We start from the raw sequence: 21742 nt of genomic DNA, 5'->3' as shown, positions 1-21742 counted from the left end.
GGCCCGGAACCCGGCCCCGGTCAGGGGTGAATATGCCGACCGGCCGGGCCGGGCACCCCGGCCGGGGCCAAGGGTCATCACGGAACGTGGTTGGCCGAATTCTTGCCGTACTCGCAAAGAACCGGAAATGCCGCGAGGGGCGGACGCACCGGACGCTCGACGGCGTACGGCGGCGCCCGCCCCTCGGGGCGGCGGTCCGGGCCGGTCAGGTCACCCGGCCGGCCTTCTTGGCGAGCGGGGCCCACTTGTCGACCAGGCCGGGGTTGGCACGCAGCCAGGTGCGTACGGCGTCCTGCTCCTTGCCCTTGCCGGCCTTCTGGATCTGCGCCTCCAGGCCGGTGAGCTGCTTCTCGTTCATGGAGAAGTCCTTGAGCCAGCGTCCGACCTGCGGATTGTCACCGGCGAAGCCCTTGCGGGAGAGGGTGTGCACGCCGTCGCCCTTGCCCCAGGCGCCCTCGGGGTCCTTGAGCTTCTTCAGGTCGTAGTTGTTGTAGGCCCAGTGCGGGGACCAGAGGGTGACGACGACCGGCTGCTTCCTGGCGTAGGCGCGCTGGAGCTCGGCGAGCATGGCCGGGGTGGAGCCGTCGATCACCTCGTACGCGCCGTCGAGGCCGTACTCCTTGAGGACCTTGCTCTTGAGCAGGCTCATCTCGCCCGCGCTGGGTTCGATGCCGACGATCTTCCCGCCGAACTCGGAGGCATGGTCCTTCAGGTCCGCGAGGGAGTTCACGTCCTTCACGTACGACGGGACGCTCAGCTCCAGTGAGGTGGGGCCGAACCAGGAGCCGAGGTCGTCGAGCTGCTTGCCGTACTTCTTCCAGTACTCGGCGTGGGTGGTGGGCAGCCAGGAGTCGGTCTCGACGTCGATCTGGCCGGTGGCGAGGCCGGTGTAGAGGGGTCCGGCCGCGTACTGGGTGGTGGTGACCTTGAAGCCGCGTTCCTCCAGGATCTCCTTCCAGAGGAAGGTCGAGGCGACGCCCTCGTCCCAGGGGATGTAGCCGATCTTGATCTCCTTGCCCTTGCCGACGTTGGTGCCGGAGGCCTCGGAGGTGCCGTCGGAGGAGCCGAAGATCCCCATGCCGCCGGCGACGAGCGCGAGGACGACGACACCGATGACGGCGACGGCCGGGCGCGGCCGGTACGCCCACGCGCGCGTGGGCGCCTTGGCGGCGGCCCTGCGGCCCAGCGGGGAGAGGTGGGTGCCGAGTGCGCCGGTGATGCGGTCCAGGTAGATGGCGAGGACGACGATGCCGACGCCCGCCTCGAAGCCGTGGCCGATGTCGACCTGGCCGATGGCCTCGTTCACGGCGCCGCCGAGGCCTCCGGTGCCGACCATGCCGGCGATGACGACCATGGACAGGCCCAGCATGATCACCTGGTTGACGCCGGCCATGATGGTCGGCAGGGCGAGCGGCAGCTGGACGCGCCAGAGGATGTCCCGCGGAGTGGTGCCGAACGCCTCGGCGGCCTCGACCAGTTCGGCGTCGACCTGGCGGATGCCCAGCTCGGTCATGCGGACGCCGGGGGCGAGCGCGAAGATCAGGGTGGCGACGACGCCGGGGGCGGTGCCGAGGCCGAAGAACAGCATGGCCGGGATCAGCAGGACCATCGACGGCATCGTCTGCAGCAGGTCCAGGACGGGGCGCACGGTGGAGCTGACGGCCTTGGAGCGGGCCGCCCAGATGCCGAGCGGGACGGAGATCACCAGCGCGATCACGGTCGCCACGAGCACCAGGGCGAGGGTGGACATGGCCTGGTCCCACAGGTCGAGCGAGTCGACCAGGGCGAATCCGGCGAAGGCGAGGACACCGGCGAGCAGGCCGCGCAGCCACCAGGCGATGACGGCGAGGATGCCCGCCATCAGCAACGGCGCGGGGGCGCCGAGCACGGCGTCGATGCCGTTGTACATGCCCTCCATGACGGCCTTGATGGCGTCGAAGAGCCAGGAGAGGTGGTCGACGAGCCAGTTGACGCCGGAGTCGACCCAGTCGCCGAGATGGATCCTAGGCACGGGTGATCACCTTGCCGTCCGGGTTGTCGCAGGGCGCGGGAGCGGCCGTCTCGTCACCGAGGAAGCCGAGCACCCGCTGCCGGGGAATGACACCGATGACCCGGTTCGCCTCGTCCACGACCGAGACGCGGTGCGACAGCCGGGCGCTGATCGCGCACAGTTCCGTGAACGGTGTGTCGCGGGTGGCGGTCTCGCAGGCGCAGAGGGGGGCGTCGCCGGTCACCGAGGTGTCCATGAGGGCGCCCGCGGTCAGCACGCGGGAGCGGTCGACGTCCTGGATGAAGGAGGCGACGTAGTCGTTCGCGGGGCGCAGCAGGATGTCCTCGGCGGTGCCGGTCTGCACGATGCGGCCATCGCGCATGACGGCGATGCGGTCACCGAGGCGCATGGCCTCGTTGAGGTCGTGGGTGATGAAGACGATGGTCTTCTTCAGGGTCTTCTGCAGTTCCAGCAGCTGGTCCTGCATGTCCCGGCGGATCAGCGGGTCCAGGGCGCTGAAGGACTCGTCCATGAGGAGCAGGTCGGCGTCGGTGGCGAGGGCGCGGGCGAGGCCGACGCGCTGCTGCATGCCGCCGGACAGCTCGTCGGGCCAGGAGTCCTCCCAGCCGGCCAGTCCGCACAGGGCGAGCGCCTCGCCGGCGCGGCGCTCGCGCTCGGCGCGGGGCACGCCCTGCACGGCGAGGCCGTAGGCGGCGTTGTCGCGGACGCTGCGGTGCGGGAACAGCGCGAAGTGCTGGAAGACCATGCTGATCTTCCTCGAACGCAGCTCGCGCAGTTCGCGGGCGGTCAGCTCGGTCAGGTCCTGGCCGTCGAAGCGGACGCTGCCCGCGGTGGGCTCCAGCAGGCCGTTGAGCGTGCGCAGCAGGGTGGACTTGCCGGAGCCCGACAGACCCATGACGACGAAGATCTCGCCCGCCTCGACGCGGAAGGAGGCGTCGATCACGGCGGCGGTGATGCCGTCGGCACGCAGTTCCTCCCGGTCGGCGCCCTGCCGCAGGCGCTGCACCGCTTCGTCCGGTCGTCTGCCGAACACCTTGAACAGGTGCTCGGTCTCAAGCCTCGGTTGCACGCGTACCTCTCGTCTCGGTGACAGAACAGGAGACGAAGAGTCGCCGACGGTTGAAAAGAGCAACCACTCTCGCCCCAGAGACGGCGCATGCCCAGGTCAAGAACGGGCAAACCCCTACGTGGCCGGGCTCACGGCGATGCGTATCGCGCAACGCGTTCCGGTACGAAGGGCACCTGTCACACGAAGGGCACCTGTCAGTGGTGTACGGCATGATGCGAGCGTGACCGGACGACTCATGCTCCTCGACACCGCATCGCTGTACTTCCGCGCCTACTTCGGCGTCCCGGACTCGGTGAAGGCACCGGACGGCACGCCGGTGAACGCCGTGCGCGGACTGCTGGACTTCATCGACCGGCTGGTCAAGGACCACCGGCCCGAGCAGCTGGTGGCCTGCATGGACGCCGACTGGCGGCCGCAGTGGCGGGTGGACCTCATCCCCACCTACAAGGCACACCGGGTCGCCGAGGAGCACACGGGCGCCCCGGACAAGGAGGAGGTGCCCGACACCCTCTCCCCGCAGGTGCCGGTCATCGAGGACGTGCTGGACGCGCTCGGGATCGCGCGGGTCGGTGTCGCGGGGTACGAGGCGGACGACGTGATCGGCACGTTCACCGCCCGCGCCGCGGGCCCCGTGGACATCGTCACCGGCGACCGCGATCTGTATCAGCTGGTGGACGACGCGCGCGGCATCCGGGTGCTGTATCCGCTGAAGGGCGTCGGCACTTTGCAGCTGACCGACGAGGCGGTGCTGCGCGAGAAGTACGGGGTGGACGGGCGGGGGTACGCGGACCTGGCCCTGCTGCGCGGCGACCCGAGCGACGGCCTGCCCGGCGTGGCCGGCATCGGCGAGAAGACGGCCGCCAAGCTGCTGGCCGAGTTCGGCGACCTGGCCGGGATCATGGCCGCGGTGGACGACCCGAAGGCGAAGCTCACGCCGTCGCAGCGCAAGCGGCTCATCGAGGCCCAGCCGTACATCGCGGTCGCGCCGAAGGTGGTGCGGGTGGCCGATGATGTGCCGCTGCCGGCTGTCGACCCCGCCCTGCCGCACGGCCCGCGCGACGCGGAGGCGCTGCGGAAGCTGGCCGGGCGATGGGGACTCGGCGGCTCCCTGCAGCGGCTACTGACCACGCTCTCCGCCTGATCTCGACCAGGACTGGACGACCTTGATCGGAATATTCCGGCAAAGGCCTCCTATTCCACTCTCGGAGAAGAGGTGTTATCCAGAACCAGGATGATAACTTAGGTAAACCTAACCAATCTGCAGGAGGCCGTGATGGCAGAGCGCCCGGGACGACAGCCGCGCAAGCCCCGCACCGCCCAGGTGGTCCGCACCGAACGACTGACCCCGCACATGCAGCGGGTGGTGCTCGGCGGCGAAGGCCTGGCCGACTTCGCCGCGGACACCTGCACCGACCACTATGTGAAACTGCTCTTCGGTCCCGCCGGCGTGAGCTATCCGGAGCCCTTCGACCTGGAGCGGATCCGCGCCGAGTTCCCGCGGGAGCAGTGGCCGGTCACCCGGACGTACACCGTGCGCGCCTGGGATCCCGAACAGCGCGAGCTGACCCTGGACTTCGTCGTCCACGGCGACGAGGGCCTGGCCGGCCCCTGGGCCGCCCGGGTGCGGCCGGGTGAGACCGTGCGCTTCATGGGCCCCGGCGGCGCCTACGCCCCCGCCCCTGAGGCCGACTGGCATCTGCTCGCCGGTGACGAGAGCGCGCTGCCCGCGATCGCGCGGTCCCTGGAGTCGCTGCCCCCCGGCGCCCGCGCCCACGCCTTCGTGGAGGTGTCAGGCCCCGAGGAGGAGCAGAAGATCGACTCCGAGGTGGAGGTCGTCTGGCTGCACCGCGGGGACCGGCCGGTGGGCGCGGCACTGCTGGAGGCCGTACGCGCCCTTCGGTTCCCCGAAGGCCGGGTGCACGCCTTCGTGCACGGTGAGGCGGGCTTCGTGAAGGAGCTGCGCCGCATGCTGCGGGTCGAACTCGCCATCCCCCGCGAGGACCTGTCGATCTCCGGCTACTGGCGCCTGGGCCACGACGAGGACGGCTGGCAGGCCTCCAAGCGGGACTGGAACGCACGCGTCGAGGCCGAGCAGGAGGGCGACGCGGCGGCGGCCTGACGATCGCTCAGGGCGCCGTCTCGTTGATCTTCCCGAAGGGGATGTGCACGCTGGGCGTGGTCCGCGCCGTGCTCTCCAGATGGGTCACCTGGTCGTCGAAGAAGATGTGCGGTCTGAGCACCTTCAGCACCGCGCCCTTCTCTATCCCGCCGAGGAAGAAGGCCCCGTTGACCCGCACGCCCCACTGCTTGAGGCTGCGCACGGCCCGTTCGTGCGCCGGTGCGTTGCGCGCCGTCACCAGGGAGACGTGCACCCGGCTCGGGTAGTGCGGATCGGCCGCGCGCCGCTCCTCCTCCCGCTTCTGTATCCGGTTCACCCCGGCGAGGAAGTCGCGCAGCGGCCCCGGGTCGTGCGGGGTCGCCGCGTTACGGGCCTCGTACGCGCGGAACTCCTCCAGACCGTCGGACTGGTACACCCGCTCGGCGGCGTCACCGGCGAGCACCCCGTCGAAGTCGAACGCGATCCGCAGCTCGCGGTCGGCGGGGTCGTCCGCGTACGACGACCCGAGCACATGCCCGGCCGGCAGCCCGGCGGCGACCGCCTCGCGCACATCGTCTCCGTTGGCGGACAGGAACAGGGACATGTTCAGCGCGGTGATGAACGCGTGCGGCGATCTGCCCTGCATGAACACGGCCCGGCTGATGGGCAGTTCATGGGTCTGGATCGACCGCATGACCCTGAGGCCGGTGTCGGGGTCGTTGCGGGAGAGGATGATGACCTCGACGAGCGGATCGCCCGGCTCGCCCAGGTCGTTCAGCGACAGCAGTCTGCGCAGGAACGCGAACGCGACTCCGGGCCGGAGCGTGTCGTCCACGTGCTGCTCCTGATAGGTCCGGTAGGCCTCCTCACCCTGCTCGCGGAAGACGGCGTCCGACTCCCGCAGATCGAACAGGGCACTGGAGGCGACACCGACGACGAGTCGGTTCGCGAGTTCGTAGGCCGGCATGGACCACATCTTCACACCGACCGCCGACAGACCTGCACATGATCGTCGTGCTGCTGTTGTTGCCCGTCGGGGTGCGCGAGGGCCGGGTCAGTCACCGCGGACGCGGGCGTGCAGGTGCATGTCGTGCCAGCCATCGGGGTGCAGCAGGGCGCTGCGCCTGGTGCCCTCGGGGGCGAAGCCGGCCTTCACGGCCACGCGGCAGGAGGCCTCGTTGGCGGTGGCGTGCGAGAGTTCGAGGCGGTGCAGGCCGATCTCGTCGAACGCCCAGCGGGACAGGACGGTGGTGGCCCGGACCGCGACCCCGCGGCCACGAGCGCGCGCGACCGTCCAGTACGCGACCTCGGCGACGCCGTCACCGAGCAGGATCTGACGCAGCGCGACCCGGCCCAGCAACTCGCCCTCGCCCGCGTCGACGACGGCCCACTGGGCCTCGCGCTCCTCCTGCCAGCCCCGCTGCCACTCGGCGATCCATCCGGCGACCTCCTCCTCGGAGTCGGCGGCCCTGATGTGCCACTGGTGCATCAGCGGATCCTGGAAGGCGGCGTGCACGGCGGGCGCGTCCTGCTTCCGCCAGGGGCGCAGCAGCAGGCCGTCGCCGGTGGGCAGGGCGGGCTGGGCGGTGCGGGCGAGTGTTCCGGCGGGCACGACCGGGCTGGTGAGGTAGGGCATGATCGGTATCCTGCCGAGTGCCCGCCCGGCGGCGTACCGGTTTTCCGCCTCGTACCCTTGACCCCGATGAGACGCCGTACCCCGCCCCCGCCCGCCCCGCTCCCCCAGCGCGAGGGAGTCGATCCGGTGCGGGTGCGGCTGCCGTACGGCGGGACGTGGGCCACCGTGCGGGAGCATCTGGTGGAGCGGCTGACGGGGGCCGGGCCGGGGGTGGTCTCGGCGATGTTCGACGCCGGGCTGATCGTGGGCGCCGACGGGCGTGCGGTGGGGCCGGACGCGCCGTACGAGCCGGGGATGTTCGTGTGGTTCCACCGCGAGCTGCCGGCCGAGATGCCGGTGCCGTTCCCCATGGAGGTCCTGTACCGGGACGCGCATATCGTCGTCGCCGACAAGCCGCACTTCCTCGCCACGACCCCGCGCGGCACTCATGTCGCGCAGACCGCGCTGGCCCGGCTGCGACGCGAGCTGGACATCCCGACACTGACCGCCGCGCACCGCCTGGACCGGCTGACGGCGGGGCTGGTGCTGTTCACCGTGCGGCCGCAGGAGCGCGGGGCGTATCAGACCATGTTCCGGGACCGGCGGGTGCGCAAGGAGTACGAGGCGATCGCCGCGTACGACCCCGCGCTGGCCCTGCCCCGGACCGTGCGCAGCCGGATCCTGAAGGAGCGCGGAGTGCCGGCGGCCCGGGAGGTCGAGGGCGAGCCGAACGCCGAGACCTATGTGGAGGCGGCCGGGCACCGAGGCGGGCTGTGCCGGTACCGGCTGGTTCCGGCGACCGGGCAGACCCATCAGCTGCGGGTCCATCTGAACGCGCTCGGCGTGCCCATCCTCGGCGATCCGCTGTATCCGGTGGTGACCGCCCCGGTACCGGCCGGCGATTTCCGGCGTCCGCTCCAACTGCTCGCGCGGAGGCTGGAGTTCACCGATCCGGTCACCGGCGCGGACCACGCGTTCACCAGCGGCCGCGCCCTCCAGGCCTGGTCGTCCCACGACACCTGGGCCGAGGGCTAGGGCCTGTCGGAGCCCGGTGTTCGGTCACTCTCCGCGCCACCAGTGGAGCAGGCGGCGCAGGATGCCGCGCGGGCGGGCCGGTTGCGGTGCCGTGGGGTAGGGCGCCGGCGCGGCCGGGGGCGGGGTGGCCGGGCGCGGCTCGGGCGCCGTGCCCTGTTCGGAACGCAGGGTGCCGACCTGCCAGGTGGCGCGCTGCGCCGGGACGGCCACGGGCCGCGGCGGAAGGTTGACATCCTGCTGCGGCTTCGGTTCGAAGCGCACGGGCAGGGCCACCAGGTGCCGGGAGGCGATGGACGAGCGCCAGCGCAACTCCTGCTCCGGGCAGTCGAGCTGGACGTCGGACAGCCGCATCAGCAGCGCGTCGACGCCGACGTCGGCGATGGCACGGCCGATGTCCTGTCCGGGGCATTCGTGCGGGCCGCCGCCGAAGGCGAGATGGGAGCGGTTGCCCTGCATGCTCGCCGACAGATCGGGGCGGATGCGCGGGTCGAGGTTGCCCGGCGCGGGCGCGAAGAGCAGGCCGTCGCCCTTGCGGATGCGCTGCCCGCCCAGCTCGGTGTCCTGCTTGGCGTAGTAGCCGAGCACGGTGCTGAACGGCGGCTCGTCCCACAGGGACTGCTCGATCGCCTCCGGCACGGTCATCTGGCCGCCGCTGAGCTGGGCGCGGAAGCCCGGCTCGGTGAGGACCATGCGCAGTGCGTTGGCGAGGAGGTTCGCGGTGGCCTCGTAGGCCGCGAACAGGACGAGCCGCAGGTGTTCGCGGACCTCGTCGTCGCTGAGTCCGGCCGGGTGGGTGACGAGGTGACTGGTGAAGTCGTCCTCGGGCCGGGCGCGCCGCCGGGTGGTGAGCCGGCTCAGCGCGTCCATGACGTAGGTGTGGCTCTGGATGGCGGTCTCGGTGCCCTTCAGGGCGTCCCTTGCGGCCTGCACCATCCGGTCGTTGTACTCCTCCGGCATGCCGAGGATCTCGCACATCACGGCCATCGGCAGATGCTCGGCGAACTGCGAGACCAGGTCGGCCCGGCCGCGTTCGCAGAAGCTGTTGACCAGGCCCTGGGTGTAGCGGCCGATGTGGCGGCGCAGGGTGCGCTGGTCGATGGTGGCCATGGCGGAGGTGACCGCCGCGCGCAGCCGCTGGTGCTCGTCGCCCTCGGCGTGCGAGCAGATGGGCTGCCAGGCGATGTGCGGCATGAGCGGGTGGTCGGGCTTGACGGTGCCGTCCGCCAGCGCGCTCCAGATCCGGCTGTCGCGGGTGTACAGCGAGGGACTGCGCACCAAATGCAGGTTCTCGGCATGGCCGAGGACCACCCACATCGGTACGTCCTCGTGCAGCAGCACCGGCGCCACGGTGCCGTGCTGCTCCCGCAGCTGCTCGTAGAGGTCGCCCAGGTCCTTTGCCCCGGGGCCGTAGAGCCGCTGCGGACCGCCGGCGCCGAGGCCGTGCGCGGGGCAGCCGGGAGGCGGGCCGGAGGTGGGGTCGGTGTCGGTCAGCGAAGAGGAATCAGACGTCACGGTGTCGCTCCGGAACGGGAAGGTTGTGAGGGTCGTACGACTGCGGTTCGGATCAGGTCAGGGCGCGGGACAGGGCGATCGAGTGCAGGAAGCGCACCAGGGTCATCAGTACGTCTCTGCTGGAGGCCCGGCGGCGTACGTCGCACTCCACGATCGGGATCTCCGGGGTCAGATCGAGTGCGGTGCGCAGTTCCTCGACGGCGTAACGGGGTGCGTCGGGGAAGGTGTTGACGGCGACGACGAAGGGCACGCCGCGTTCCTCCAGCCGGCCCATGACGTCGAAGCTGACCTCCAGACGCCGGGTGTCGACGAGGACGACCGCGCCGAGCGCGCCTTCGAACAGCCCGTTCCACAGGAACCAGAAGCGCTCCTGGCCGGGGGTGCCGAACAGATAGAGGACCAGCTTGTCGCTGATGCTGATGCGGCCGAAGTCCATGGCCACGGTGGTGGCCGTCTTGGACTCGGAGCCGTAGTTGTCGTCCACGCCGATACCGGCCTGGGTCATGGTCTCCTCGGTGGTCAGCGGTCTGATCTCGCTGACGGAACCGACCATGGTGGTCTTGCCGACGCCGAACCCGCCCACGATCACGATCTTCACCGCGGTCTCGGCCGTGTGCGGCAGATGGTCCTCGGTGCGCGGGCCGGGGATGGTGTCAGAGCCTTTGAAGTCCATGCATCACCGCTTCGAGGATGGAACGGTCGGGAACCGCCTGACGGGCGATCGGGGAGCGCACCTGCACCAGTTCCGCCGTGATCATCTCGGTGATCAGGACGGTCATCACGCTGAACGGCAGGTTCAGATAGGCGGACAGCTCGGCCACCGACAGCGGGGAGGCGCTGAGCCTCAGGACCGCGGCCTGCTCGGGTGAGGCGGCCGGCTGGGGTACGTCGCGCGCCACGATCAACGTCACGAGGTCGAGTTCGGCGCGGGCGCCGTCCTCGGATCCGGCGACCGTGTAGAGCCGTTCGGGGTTCCTGGGCGGGGGCTCGCCGTCCGTCTGCTGGGGCGCCGGTGGCCGGGGAGGCGGCGGAGGCTTCGGCTCGCGCCGTTTACGTCGTGGAGGAGTCATACGGTCTGCCCGTTCCGCCGGGGCGGACTGGTCAGATGGGCGCCGATACGGACGACGAGGTCGCGCATCATGCCGCTCATCCGTCCCGGCTCGCAGGTCACGTCCGCGAGCACGGCGAGGTAGGCGTTGTCGCCGGCGTTCATGAGGTAGAAGTAGCCGCCGTCGATCTCGAAGACGACGACCTGCATGTCGCCGGCGCCCGGGAGCTCCTGGATGATGGCGCCGGCCAGGCTCTGTACGCCCGCGCAGGCGGCGGCCACCCGGTCGGCGGCGTCGGGGTCGCCGCCGTAGCGGGCGATGCGCAGTCCGTCGGCGGAGAGGACCACGATCATCTCGATGCCCGGCACGCCGTCGTTGAGCTGCTTGAGCATCCAGTCGATGTTGCCTCGCTGCTGGATCACGTGAGGTCCCTCTCGTCTTCGGCCTCGGTGGCGCCCTCGATGGGCTCGTCCGTGTAGTCGTTGAGCAGGTGCAGGTACTTTTCCGGGTGCCGCGTGAAGTCGGTCAGTTCGGGCCCGGTGGCGCCCTCGGGCATGCCCTTGCGCAGGCCGTTCCAGAAGTCCTCGATCCCCGAGCCGATCGGCCGCTCCCTGAGCTTCTTGATCTCGGGGTCCAGCTCGGGCTCCGGTTCGGGCTTGGGCTGCGACCAGATGCTGGGCCTGCCCTCGCGCTCGGCCTGCTCCACCTCGGCCTGTTCGGCGAAGCGCTGGCTCAGCGGGGTCTTCATCCGGCTGCGGCGCTGTGGCAGGCCGCCCGCCGTCCACTCGGTGACCACGGGGACGTCGTCCTCCATGGAGATGCCGGCCGGGATCTTGGGGCTGGTGGGGCGGCGCTTCTTCGGCGGGCGCTTGGGGCCCTCCACGGCGCCCAACTGGGCCATCGGGGTGCCGGTGGCACCGATTCCATGGGCGGCGCCCACGCCCGGCTCGGTGGTCGTCATCACGCGCGGCACGACGAGGATCGCGCGGCAGCCGCCGTAGGCGGAGGCCCGCAGCGAGACCTCCATGTCGAACATCTTGCACAGGCGGCCGACGACGGCCAGACCGAGACTCGGGTTCTCGCCGAGGTTGTGGGCGTCGTCGAGGTTCTTGGCGTCCTCGATCATCTTCTCGATGCGGGCGCGGGACTCCTCGGTGAGGCTGACACCGGCGTCCTCGATCTCGATGACGATGCCGGTCTGCACCTCGGTGGCGGTGACATGCACCTTGGCCGTGGGCGGCGAGTAGCGGGTGGCGTTGTCGAGGAGTTCGGCGGCGGCGTGGATGACCGGCTCGACGGAGGTGCCCTTGATGTTGATGTTGACGATGGAGTTCAGCTGGATGCGGCGGTACTCCAGGATGCGCGACATGGCGCCGCGCAGCGTGCTGTAGAGGGAGACCGGCAGGGGCCACTGACGGCCGGGGCGGCCGCCGCCGAGGACGGAGATGGTGTCGGCGAGACGGCCGATCAGCGAGGTGCCGTGGTCGATGCGCAGCAGGTCGTCGAAGACCTCGGGGTTGCGGCCGTGGTCCTCCTCCATCTCCCGCAGTTCCTTGGACTGCTGGTGGACGATGGCCTGGACGCGGCGGGCGATGCTCACGTACGAGCGCTCGGTGGCGTCGCGCATCGAGATCTCGTGGTCCGCGCCGCGCAGCGCGACCCGGAACATCTCGCGGTACATGTCGGGCAGGGCGCGCAGCTCGGGGTCGGCGTCGTAGATGTTCGTCAGGACGTCGCGGAGCGGTTCTCCGGCGCGCAGCCGCAGCAGACCGGTGGGGATGATGTCGGTGGCGAACTTGTCGATCAGCTCGTCCTGGGCGGCGATCCGGTGGCCCAGATACGCGGCGTGACGGGCGTGCTCGTCCTGTTCCTCGCGGAGCCTGCGGCCGCGGCGGGCGGCCTCGGCGCCGGTGGCGAGGACCAGCAGCACGGCCAGGGCTCCGACCGCGCCGACGGCGATCCGGGCCGACACGGGTGCAAGGGCGACGGCGGCCCCGGTCGCGCCGGCCATCAATATGGCCGGCGGCAACAGCACACGCGCATAGGGACGTTGGCGGCGACCGGGAGGCTTCTGAACACTCACCATGGATGCCTTCTGAGACGAATCGGCTGGGTGTCGGGAGAGCTTTTGGGGGGAAGGTTCATGGAACTGTGGGGATCTATCGCATGTTTGGGAACAGGCGCACGAATTGCCTCAACTCGGTGCGCCGCGGGCGAGCTTAGTCCGACCGGATCATCGCCGTGTCATATTCGGCGAGCACCTGAAATCACCCATGCGCCAGTAGTACGCTCAGCCGTATTTATACACTCAGCTTCTATTCGAACACATTTAGTAACGGCACGCGGGCATGCGAAAACTACTCACCGTAATGAGTGAGCAGAAGATGACTGAGCAGAAGCCCACCTCACGCAGAGGCGCGGGGAACTGCGCAACCAGCCACAGTCCACCCGCGCCCGCGAACCCTCGGGTCACCCCACGGACGAGTAGGCGACCACACCCCGCAGCAACTGGTCAACGGCCTTGCGCGCGGCCTTCGCCACCGTCGAGCCCTCCACAGGAGAAGCCGCGGAGATCTGGCCAAGCACGTCGATGACCTGCTTGCACCAGCGCACGAAGTCCCCCGCGGGCATCTCCGCCTCGCGCAGCACCTCGTCGAGCCCCTTGCCCGAGGCCCACATGTACGCGGCCCAGGCGAAGCCGAGATCCGGCTCCCGCTGGCCGACGCCCTCGGTCTGGTTGATTCGGAAGTCCTCCTCCAGACCGTCGAGCCGGCCCCAGATCCGGACCATCTCACTGAGCGCGGCCTTCGCCCTGCCCGAGGGCAGTTTGGGCGCCATCGCGTCGTCGCCGACCCGCGCCTCGTACACCAGCGCCGACACACACGCGGCGAGTTCGGCCGGGTCGAGCCCCTCCCAGACCCTCTCGCGCAGGCATTCGCTGGCCAGCAGGTCGAGTTCGCCGTAGAGCCGGGCGAGTCGCTTGCCGTGCTCGGTGACCTCGTCGCCGCGCAGATAGTCCAGTTCGGTCAAAAGGGCCACGATCCGGTCGAAGGTCCGCGCGATGGTGTTCGTACGGCCCTCGATGCGGCGCTCCAGCTGTGAGGTGTCGCGCAGCAGCCGGTGGTAGCGCTCGGCCCAACGGGCGTGGTCCTCACGGTCGTTGCAGCCGTGGCAGGGATGCGCGCGGATGGCGGTCCGCAGCCGGGCGATCTCGCGGTCGTCGGCGGCCTGCGAGCGCTTCTTGCGGGCCCGCTCGGGCGGGATGTGCCCGGCCTTGCTGCGCAGCGCGGAGGCCAGGTCCCGGCGGGACTGCGGCGAGCGCGGGTTGAAGGACTTGGGAATCCGCATCCGGTCCAGCGGCTCGACCGGCACCGGGAAGTCCATCGAGGCCAGCCGTTTGACCTGCCGTTCGGCGGTGAGCACCAGCGGGCGCGGGCCGTCGTGCTGGTCGAAGCCGCGGTGGCCGTTGGAACGGCCGGCGGGCAGCCCGGGGTCGAGCACCAGGGCGAGCCCCGCGTACTTGCCCGTGGGGACGTGGATGACGTCGCCCGGCTTGAGCTTCTCCAGGGCGACGGCCGCCTCCGCCCGCCGCTGGTTGGCGCCTTGGCGGGCCAGCTCGGTCTCGCGGTCCTTCAGCTCGCGGCGCAGCCGCGCATACTCCTCGAAGTCGCCGAGGTGACAGGTCATGGAGTCCTTGTAGCCCTCCAGGCCCTCTTCGTTGCGCTGCACCTGGCGGGAGATCCCGACGACCGACTTGTCGGCCTGGAACTGCGCGAAGGAGGTCTCCAGCAGCTCGCGGGAACGGTGCCGGCCGAACTGCTCGACCAGGTTGACCGCCATGTTGTACGACGGCTTGAAGCTGGAGCGCAGCGGGTACGTGCGCGTGCCCGCGAGGCCGGCCAGGTGCTCGGGGCTCATCCCGCGCTGCCACAGCACGACCGCGTGGCCCTCGATGTCGATGCCTCGGCGGCCGGCGCGGCCGGTGAGCTGGGTGTACTCGCCGGGGGTGATGTCGGCGTGCTGTTCGCCGTTCCACTTGACGAGCTTTTCCAGCACCACCGAGCGGGCGGGCATGTTGATGCCGAGCGCGAGGGTCTCCGTCGCGAACACGGCCTTGACCAGGCCGCGTACGAACAGTTCCTCGACGACCTCCTTGAAGGTCGGCAGCATGCCCGCGTGGTGGGCGGCGATACCGCGCTCCAGGCCCTCCAGCCATTCGTAGTAGCCGAGGACGTGCAGGTCCTCGGACGGGATGGCGGCGGTGCGCTCCTCGACCAGGGCACGGACCTCGTCCCGTGCCTCCTCGTCGTTGAGCCTGAGGCCCGCGTACAGGCACTGCTGGACGGCGGCCTCGCAGGCGGCACGGCTGAAGATGAAGGTGATGGCCGGGAGCAGGCCCTCGGAGTCGAGGCGCTCGATGACCTCGGGGCGGCCCGGTGTCCACACGCGTGAGCGCTGTCTGCGCTCGCGCTCCCGGTCGGCCTCGCGCATCGCCCTGCCGCGGCGGCGGTCCTGGTACGACGGTCTGGTGGCCTCCATGCGGGCCAGCCGGGCGAGGTCGGGGTTGACGGCCTTCTTGTGGCCCTCGCCCTCCTCGAACAGGTCGTACATCCGGCGTCCGGCGAGCACGTGCTGGAACAGCGGGACGGGCCGGTGCTCGGAGACGATCACCTCGGTGTCGCCACGGACGGTGTCCAGCCAGTCACCGAACTCCTCGGCGTTGGACACCGTCGCCGACAGCGAGACCAGGGTCACCGACTCGGGCAGGTGGATGATCACCTCTTCCCAGACGGCGCCGCGGAAGCGGTCGGAGAGGTAGTGCACCTCGTCCATGACCACATGGCCGAGGCCGAGAAGGGTCTGGGAACCGGCGTAGAGCATGTTCCGCAGGACCTCGGTGGTCATCACGACCACCGGGGCTTCGGAGTTCACGCTGTTGTCGCCGGTGAGGAGGCCGACCTTGTCGCTGCCGTAACGGCGGCACAGGTCGGCGTACTTCTGGTTCGACAGCGCCTTGATGGGCGTCGTGTAGAAGCACTTCTTGCCCTGTTGGAGGGCGAGGTGCACGGCGAACTCGCCCACGATCGTCTTGCCCGAGCCGGTGGGGGCGGCCACCAGCACGCCCTTCCCCGCTTCGAGCGCCTCGCAGGCCTCGATCTGGAAGGGGTCGAGGCCGAAGTCGTACATCTCGCGGAAGGAGGCGAGCGCGGTGGCCTGCTCGGCTGCCCGCCTGCGGGCTGCCGCGTACCGCTCGGCCGGTGAGAGGTCCTCTGTCATCGTGCTTTCGAGCGTACCGGGCCCCGCTGACAACCGGACGATCATTATCCCGATCGTACGGCGATGCCCCCGCCGGTGGGGGCGGGGGCATCGTGCACGGCTCGGTGGGGTGCGGGGCTCAGGTCACGTCGTCGTAGCCGTTGACCCGGTCCGTGCCCGACTGCTCGGACAGCGCCCGGGTGGCCGGGACGGGTTCGGCCTCGCCGATGTCCTCGGGGGTGAGGTCCAGGTCGGAGGCCTCGTCGTCGGCCGGACCGCTCTCCTCGCGGCGCTGCTTGCGCCGGTCGTTCGCCAGGGAGAACAGCACCGCGCCGAAGTACAGCACCCAGATCGGTCCGGCGAGCGCCAGCATGGACAGCGGGTCGGTGCTGGGCGTGGCGACGGCCGCGAAGATGGTGATGCCGAGGATCATGCCGCGCCACCAGCCGAGCATCCGCGTGCCGGTCAGTATCCCGGTGAGGTTGAGCATGATCAGCAGCAGCGGCAGCTCGAAGGAGAGACCGAAGACGATCACCATGCGGGTGACCAGCTGGAGCAGGTCGTCGAGCGGCAGCAGGTTCTTGATGTTGCCGTTCGGGGTGAAGTCGATCAGCACCTTCGCGGTGGTGGGCAGCACCTCGTACGCGAAGAAGGCACCGGCGAAGAACAGCGGGGCGCCGGTGAAGACGAAGGCGTAGGCGTACTTCTTCTCGTGCCGGTGCAGACCCGGCGCGACGAAGGCCCACAGCTGGTAGAGCCAGACCGGGGACGCGGCGACGACGCCCGCCATCAGCGAGACCTGGAGGGCCAGTGTGAAGGGGGCGAGAAGCCCGTTGATCGTGATCTCCGCACACTGGTGCTTGTCCGAGGCCTTCGCCAGTTGCTCGAAGCTCTGTGCGCAACCGACCGAGTCGAGGATCGGCTTGGTCAGGAAGTTGATGATGTCGTTGTAGAAGAAGGCGGCGACGATCGTCACGACGACGATGGCCAGCAACGCCTTCGCGAGCCGGTTGCGGAGCTCACGGAGGTGATCCGCAAGGGGCATGCGCCCCTCGGGATCCTTCTCCTTCTTGCGGGCAGGCTTGGGCAACCCACGTCCTCATCTCGTGCGGGAGGCCGGGGAGTTCCGGCCCTGCGTCAGCGCTGGGTGGTGTCCGTCGGCTCGTTGACCGGCCGCGAGCTGGTCACGTCGCCGGGGGCCGCCTGGATGGTGCGCTGGGCCGGAGGCTGCTCGTCGGAGGCGGGCGCCTGGGCGGAGGTGTTGCCCTCCTCCTTCATCGCCTTGGCCTCGCTCTTGAGGATGCGCGCGGACTTGCCGAGCGAGCGGGCCATGTCCGGAAGCTTCTTCGCGCCGAACAGCAGCACGATGACGACGAGGATGAGAATGATCTCGGGGGCTCCGAGCCTTCCGAACATAAGTCTTTACCTTCTCACCGAGGCGGCTTGGGGTGGGATGCTGTCCGACCGCTCGGACATGTGTCCGATGGTCGTGCTCGCAGCGATCGTAACGCTCAGGGGTAAACGTGAGGCAATCCCCGTGCGTACGCCCGTCCACGGTGCGGGCCTCGTTCTCCGCACCACGACAAGCAGCGTACCTGTCCAGATGGGCGGCGTGACAGGGCGAAGTGACACAAAGCGCATGCGTCGCGGGGCTCACACAGGGATCACCCGGCGAGGCTCACAGGGCCTTTGCGGCACGGGCCGCGCCGGTGGCCGCCCGCTCCAGATCCTCGGCGGCCCGGTTGATACGGCGCGCGGAGTCCGTGACCTGCTCGCCGAGGCGCCGCGCCTCCAGAAAGACCCGGACGGCGAGCACCCCCAGCACCGCGAGACCCAGGAAACCCACCGCTACCGCGAACATCGGCCAGAACATGACGTCGAGCCTAGACCGTCCCCGCCCCCGCCCCGCAGCCGCCCACACCACGGAGCAGGGCGTACGGCGTCCCGGTCCGGCGGCGCGGGCGGCTACACCGTGGGGTGCAGCCGCAGCGTGCTGACGCCGCCGCCGGTGAGCAGTTCGACGATGCGCTCCCCGGCGGGCTTGCGGACGGCGGCGCCGCACTCGGGGCAGGTGAAGGAGTAGAACGTGGTCCGGCTGCTGGCGCCGATGGCGAGGCGCAGCGCGCTCGCGGCGAGTTCGAAACGGCCCCGGCAGTCCGGGCAGCCCGCCTTGAACACCACGGGGACCACCCTCCTCATCCCCGCGAAGGCGGCCGCCACCGTCATCTCACCCGCACACTCACTCACAGCCCTCGCTCCTCGTCTCTGGTCGTTCGTCCGCGGCGCCGTTGTGGCCGGTCACTCGGTTCCCGCGCCCCTTGCAGGCACTGCCGAACCGGCGCGGGCCTCACCGGCCCCGCTCGGCACCCCGGTGACTCACTGCGACCGGGCCGTGTCATACGCCGCCAAGGCCTCGCCGGCCGCCCGGCGGGCACTGTCGGCCAGCTCCGGCGGGGAGACGATCCGGCCGTCCCGGCCGAGCCGCAGCGCCAGCCGGCGCAGCGAGGCCGGATCGGGGGTGCGCAGAGTGATACGCAGCCCGCCGTCGGCAAGCTCATCGGCGCTGTCGTGCGGGTAGTACTCGGCCACCCAGCGGCCGCCCGGACCGACCTCGATCACAACCTTCGGGTCCTCGGCGGCCGGCTGCACCAGCGCCTCGGAGAGGTCACGCAGCTCTATCTCCGGCGGCGCGGACGGCTCGTCCAGGATCCTGATCTCGGCGACCCGGTCGAGCCGGAAGGTACGCCGGGCCTCGGAACGGCGGCACCAGGCCTCGACATAGGTGTGCCCGACGCTGACCAGGCGGATGGGGTCGATCTCGCGCTCGGTGACCTCGTCCCGGGCCGGGGAGTAGTAGCGGATCCACAGCCGGCGGCGCTCGGAGATCGCCCGGTCGACGTCGGCGAAGACCCCGCCCTCGGACTCGAACGTCACCGACAGCCGGGCGCTGGCGCCCGCCGCCTCACCGGCGGCGGCCTCCACCTTGGCGGTGGCCCGCAGCAGCGCCTGCCGGTCGCCCTCGCGCAGGCCCGGCAGGGTCGAGACCGCGCGGGCGGCCACCAGCAGGGCCGTGGCCTCGTCGGCGGCGAGCCGCAACGGCTCGGCGGCCTCCTCGCCGAGCGCGGCCGGGTTGTGCCACCAGATGCGCTCGCCGTCGGTGTCGATGTCCAGCAGATCGCCGCCGCGGAAGCTGGTGCCGCACATGGGCAGCAGATCGAGGTCGGCGACCAGCTCGTCCTCGGTGATGCCGAAGGCGCGGGCCACGTCCGCGATCCGCGCGCCGGGGCGCTCCCGGAGATACGTCACCAGGGAGAGCATCCGACGGGTCTGGTCGATGGCGTTCACGGGCCTGGCCGGTTTGCCTGCCACAGTCCTGCTCCCCCTTCAGCCCTTGGCCACGGCACGCAGCCGGTCCACCACGTCCGCGCGCAGCTCGGCCGGCTCCAGGACCACCACGTCCGGCCCGAACTCCACCAGCCAGGCGTCCAGACCGTGCCCGTACGGAATCTCCAACTCGTCCCAGCCGTCGCCGAGTTCCCGGACCTCGGTGGCCTTCGCCCGAAGGGGGTACCCGGCACCGGAACGCAGCCGGATCATGGCCGTACCGTCGGCGATCTCGCCCGCCCAGCTCGCGACGGTCTCCCGCACCGTGACGACGTCGGGCACGGCCGCGGTGAAACCCGTACCGCGCGAGCGCACCCGGCCGGTGATCCGGGAGAGCCGGAAGACACGCTCGGCACCCCGGTCCCGGTCGAAGCCGGCCAGGTACCAGTGGCCGCGCCAGCACTCCAGCGCCCACGGCTCCACATGCCGGGTCTCGGGGCGGGCGGCGGAGGCCTTGCGGTAGTCGAAGACGACCGGGCGGCGGTCGCGGCAGGCCAGCATCAGCGGCTCGAAGGCGGCCTCGTGCACGGGAATGCGCGGCTCCAGGGCGCCGTGCGCCTCATAGGGGTCGACGTCCTCGGGCAGTCCGGCCGCACGCAGCTTCTGCAGGGCGCCGCTGGCCGCGCCGGCCAGCCGGGCCTGCTGCCAGACCTTCGCGGCGAGGCCGAGCGCCGCGGCCTCCTCGGCGTCCAGGGTGATGGGCGGCAGCCGGTTGCTGTCCCGGCGGGCGAGATAGCCGACCTCACCGTCCAGGTTCTCCACCGTGTCGATGACCAGGCCCAGCTCGCGCAGATCGTCCTTGTCCCGCTCGAACATCCGGTTGAAGGAGTCGTCGCTGCCCGCTTCGAGGTAGGCCTCGATGGACGCCCGCAGCTCACGCTTGCTGAGCGGCCGCCGTGCGCCGAGCAGACACAGCGCGAGGTTCATCAACCGCTCGGCCTTGGCAATGGCCATCGACGCCCTTCGCCTTTCCTCCGGTACTCCCGAGCGATGACCGTACCGCTCCTGAGTGCGGTGGCAAAAGCCGAGGGCCCATGCCCGGACAGGCATGGGCCCCAGGTGATCGGATCCGGTCGGACCCGGCCGGACGATCAGGCACGGATCCGCCCGGACCGACGGGCGATCAGATATGGATCAGGCCGGAATCAGACGGCGATCAGGTCCACCACGAAGATCAGCGTCTCGCCGGGCTGGATCGCCGGAGTCGGGCTCTGGTCGCCGTAGGCGAGGTGGGCCGGGATGGTCAGCTGACGACGGCCGCCGACCTTCATGCCCTGCACGCCCTGGTCCCAGCCCTTGATGACACGGCCTCCGCCGAGCGGGAAGCGGAACGGGGTGCCCCGGTTCCAGCTGGCGTCGAACTCCTCGCCGGTGCTGAAAGCGACACCCACGTAGTGCACGGTGACGTTCTGGCCCGCCTCGGCGACCGGCCCGTCACCCTCCCAGATGTCCTTGATCTCCAGGTCGGCCGGGGGCTCGCCGCCAGGGAAGTCGATCTCGGGCTTGTCGATGCTCACGTCAAAAGCTCCTGCATGTGTACGACACGAAACGCGGACAGTCTTTCATCTACACACCTTCACCGCCCGTCACGGGCACACCGGCTACATCGCCGCCAGGATGTCCACCGTGAACACCAGCGTCGAGCCCTTCTTGATGACGCCACCGCTCGGCGGGGTGTCGCCGTAACCCAGCTCCGGCGGAACCACGATCAGCACCCGGCTGCCCACCTTCTTGCCGGTCAGACCCTGCGCCAGACCCTTGACCGTCTGTTGCATCTGCTGCAGCGGGAACTGGGCGAGTCGGCCCGAGCCGTACGTCCGCTGAAACGGCTTCCCACTGTCCCAGACCAGCCCCTGGAACTGGCACAGGACCGCCTGATCCGCCTTCAGCTCCGGCCCGTCACCCTCCAGGACATACGTCGACACCAGCTTCTTCGGCGCGGCCGCCTTCGGGACCGTGACCTTCGGAACACCACCGTCGGTGTTCGTCGCGACCTTCGGCAACGCGGCATCGGTCTGCGGGACCGGCTTGCCCTGCACCGAACTCTTCGAGTTGAACGTGTCGATCACATCGATGACGAACACCAGCGTGTCCGTGCCCTTGATGCCTGCCTGCGGCTCGCCCTCCTTGCCATAACCCCAGGTCGGCGGCACCGCGATCTCGATGCGGCTGCCCGCCTTCTTACCCGTCAGGGCATACCGCCAGCCGTCGATGACACTGCCCTCGGCAAGCTGCAGCACCAGCGGACGCTTCTTGTCGTAGGAGTTGTCGAAGACCTTGCCCGTGTCCCAGATCTGACCCAGATAGTTCGCCTGGATGAAGTCGTTCTCCGCGATCGCGCGGCCACCGCCCGCGATCGCCGTCCGCACCGCCAGATTCTTCGACGGCGCCCCCTGCCCCTTCGACACCGTGGGCTTCTCACCGAACTTCGCACCCGCCGTGATCGCCGGCAACGGCCCGTCCACGATCTTCGGCGGCGGCACCGACGACACCGACGGCGACGCCGACGGCGGGACACTGGCCTTGCTGGAAGCGGACTTTTTGTCACCACACGCGGCGAGTGTGACCAGTCCTGCGGGAACAGCGGCGAGGATGAGCGAACGTCGGCGCACGGAAGAGCCTCGTAATCGGTCGATCTTGCGGATGGCGTGCGCGCAACTCTACGGCGTGAGAAGGGCGCCGTACGAGAAACGTACGACGCCCGTGTGGCGTT

The 21742-nt window shown here is 70.2% G+C and carries 21 protein-coding genes; 3 read left to right on the top strand and 18 right to left on the bottom strand.

The features are described 5' to 3' along the window. Nucleotides 1-205: 205 nt before the first annotated feature. Both IE277_RS11730 and IE277_RS11725 read right to left on the bottom strand, forming a co-directional pair. Complete coding sequence (locus IE277_RS11730) at nt 206-2011, bottom strand: ABC transporter permease/substrate binding protein (RefSeq protein ID WP_189951320.1); 1806 nt, start codon at nt 2009-2011, stop codon at nt 206-208. Then, a complete protein-coding gene (locus tag IE277_RS11725; RefSeq protein WP_189951318.1) occupies nt 2004-3080 on the bottom strand; it encodes a quaternary amine ABC transporter ATP-binding protein in 1077 nt (358 codons plus the stop codon). Before IE277_RS11725 ends, IE277_RS11730 begins: the two co-directional genes overlap by 8 nt. 220 nt (nt 3081-3300) lie before the next feature. Here IE277_RS11725 and IE277_RS11720 point away from each other — a divergent pair, with 220 nt between their 5' ends. Beyond that, a complete protein-coding gene (locus IE277_RS11720) occupies nt 3301-4221 on the top strand; it encodes a 5'-3' exonuclease (protein ID WP_229881226.1) in 921 nt (306 codons plus the stop codon). A gap of 132 nt (nt 4222-4353) precedes the next feature. Beyond that, on the top strand, nt 4354-5199 hold the full coding sequence (locus IE277_RS11715) for a siderophore-interacting protein (RefSeq protein WP_189951316.1): 846 nt from the start codon (nt 4354-4356) through the stop codon (nt 5197-5199). Nucleotides 5200-5206: 7 nt separating this feature from the next. On the opposite strand, the gene IE277_RS11710 is transcribed toward IE277_RS11715, so the two are convergent. Continuing rightward, entirely contained in the window at nt 5207-6145 is a 939-nt protein-coding gene (locus tag IE277_RS11710; RefSeq protein ID WP_189951314.1) for a 5'-nucleotidase, read from the bottom strand. Nucleotides 6146-6232: 87 nt separating this feature from the next. Beyond that, nucleotides 6233-6814 (bottom strand): GNAT family N-acetyltransferase, encoded by a 582-nt coding sequence (locus tag IE277_RS11705; RefSeq protein WP_189951313.1) that lies wholly within the window; start codon nt 6812-6814, stop codon nt 6233-6235. 66 nt (nt 6815-6880) lie between these two features. On the opposite strand from IE277_RS11705, the gene IE277_RS11700 reads away from it, so the two are divergent. Beyond that, the gene (locus IE277_RS11700; protein WP_189951311.1) at nt 6881-7828 is read left to right on the top strand and encodes an RluA family pseudouridine synthase; all 948 of its coding nucleotides are present in this window, start codon (nt 6881-6883) and stop codon (nt 7826-7828) included. Nucleotides 7829-7852: 24 nt separating this feature from the next. Here the strand turns inward: IE277_RS11700 and IE277_RS11695 are convergent, their stop codons facing one another. The 14 genes from IE277_RS11695 to IE277_RS11630 all read right to left on the bottom strand — a co-directional run bounded on the left by IE277_RS11695 (nt 7853) and on the right by IE277_RS11630 (nt 21641). Continuing rightward, nucleotides 7853-9340 (bottom strand): cytochrome P450, encoded by a 1488-nt coding sequence (locus IE277_RS11695; RefSeq protein ID WP_189951309.1) that lies wholly within the window; start codon nt 9338-9340, stop codon nt 7853-7855. Between the two features lie 52 nt (nt 9341-9392). Further along, a complete protein-coding gene (locus IE277_RS11690; protein WP_189951307.1) occupies nt 9393-10013 on the bottom strand; it encodes a GTP-binding protein in 621 nt (206 codons plus the stop codon). Beyond that, nucleotides 9994-10410 carry a DUF742 domain-containing protein gene (locus IE277_RS11685; protein ID WP_189951305.1) on the bottom strand — a complete coding sequence of 139 codons (417 nt, stop codon included), beginning with the start codon at nt 10408-10410 and terminating at the stop codon, nt 9994-9996. Before IE277_RS11685 ends, IE277_RS11690 begins: the two co-directional genes overlap by 20 nt. Next, entirely contained in the window at nt 10407-10811 is a 405-nt protein-coding gene (locus tag IE277_RS11680) for a roadblock/LC7 domain-containing protein (RefSeq protein ID WP_189951303.1), read from the bottom strand. Before IE277_RS11680 ends, IE277_RS11685 begins: the two co-directional genes overlap by 4 nt. Beyond that, nucleotides 10808-12475 (bottom strand): sensor histidine kinase, encoded by a 1668-nt coding sequence (locus IE277_RS11675; protein ID WP_189951302.1) that lies wholly within the window; start codon nt 12473-12475, stop codon nt 10808-10810. The genes IE277_RS11680 and IE277_RS11675 overlap by 4 nt, the downstream gene beginning before the upstream one ends. A 383-nt stretch (nt 12476-12858) precedes the next feature. Continuing rightward, nucleotides 12859-15711 (bottom strand): DEAD/DEAH box helicase, encoded by a 2853-nt coding sequence (locus IE277_RS11670; protein ID WP_189951300.1) that lies wholly within the window; start codon nt 15709-15711, stop codon nt 12859-12861. A 73-nt stretch (nt 15712-15784) separates the two neighbouring features. After that, the gene (tatC, locus tag IE277_RS11665) at nt 15785-16735 is read right to left on the bottom strand and encodes a twin-arginine translocase subunit TatC (protein WP_189951298.1); all 951 of its coding nucleotides are present in this window, start codon (nt 16733-16735) and stop codon (nt 15785-15787) included. A 47-nt stretch (nt 16736-16782) separates the two neighbouring features. Beyond that, nucleotides 16783-17061 (bottom strand): Sec-independent protein translocase subunit TatA, encoded by a 279-nt coding sequence (tatA, locus tag IE277_RS11660; protein WP_189951295.1) that lies wholly within the window; start codon nt 17059-17061, stop codon nt 16783-16785. A gap of 262 nt (nt 17062-17323) precedes the next feature. Continuing rightward, the gene (locus IE277_RS11655) at nt 17324-17518 is read right to left on the bottom strand and encodes a hypothetical protein (RefSeq protein ID WP_189951293.1); all 195 of its coding nucleotides are present in this window, start codon (nt 17516-17518) and stop codon (nt 17324-17326) included. Nucleotides 17519-17610: 92 nt separating this feature from the next. After that, nucleotides 17611-17871 (bottom strand): hypothetical protein, encoded by a 261-nt coding sequence (locus IE277_RS11650; protein WP_189951786.1) that lies wholly within the window; start codon nt 17869-17871, stop codon nt 17611-17613. Between the two features lie 150 nt (nt 17872-18021). Further along, complete coding sequence (locus tag IE277_RS11645) at nt 18022-19014, bottom strand: helix-turn-helix transcriptional regulator (protein ID WP_189951291.1); 993 nt, start codon at nt 19012-19014, stop codon at nt 18022-18024. A 15-nt stretch (nt 19015-19029) separates the two neighbouring features. Continuing rightward, nucleotides 19030-19983 (bottom strand): helix-turn-helix transcriptional regulator, encoded by a 954-nt coding sequence (locus IE277_RS11640; RefSeq protein ID WP_189951289.1) that lies wholly within the window; start codon nt 19981-19983, stop codon nt 19030-19032. A 191-nt stretch (nt 19984-20174) separates the two neighbouring features. Then, on the bottom strand, nt 20175-20546 hold the full coding sequence (locus IE277_RS11635; protein ID WP_189951288.1) for an FKBP-type peptidyl-prolyl cis-trans isomerase: 372 nt from the start codon (nt 20544-20546) through the stop codon (nt 20175-20177). An 84-nt stretch (nt 20547-20630) separates the two neighbouring features. Continuing rightward, nucleotides 20631-21641: an FKBP-type peptidyl-prolyl cis-trans isomerase gene (locus IE277_RS11630; protein WP_189951286.1), complete on the bottom strand. Its 1011-nt coding sequence runs from the start codon at nt 21639-21641 to the stop codon at nt 20631-20633. Between the last annotated feature and the right edge of the window lie 101 nt (nt 21642-21742).

It is taken from the genome of Streptomyces alanosinicus (assembly GCF_014650595.1).
In the GTDB taxonomy this organism is placed as follows: domain Bacteria; phylum Actinomycetota; class Actinomycetes; order Streptomycetales; family Streptomycetaceae; genus Streptomyces; species Streptomyces alanosinicus.
Note: the sequence above shows the minus strand (reverse complement) of the source record. Positions and strands in the feature narration are given on the sequence as shown.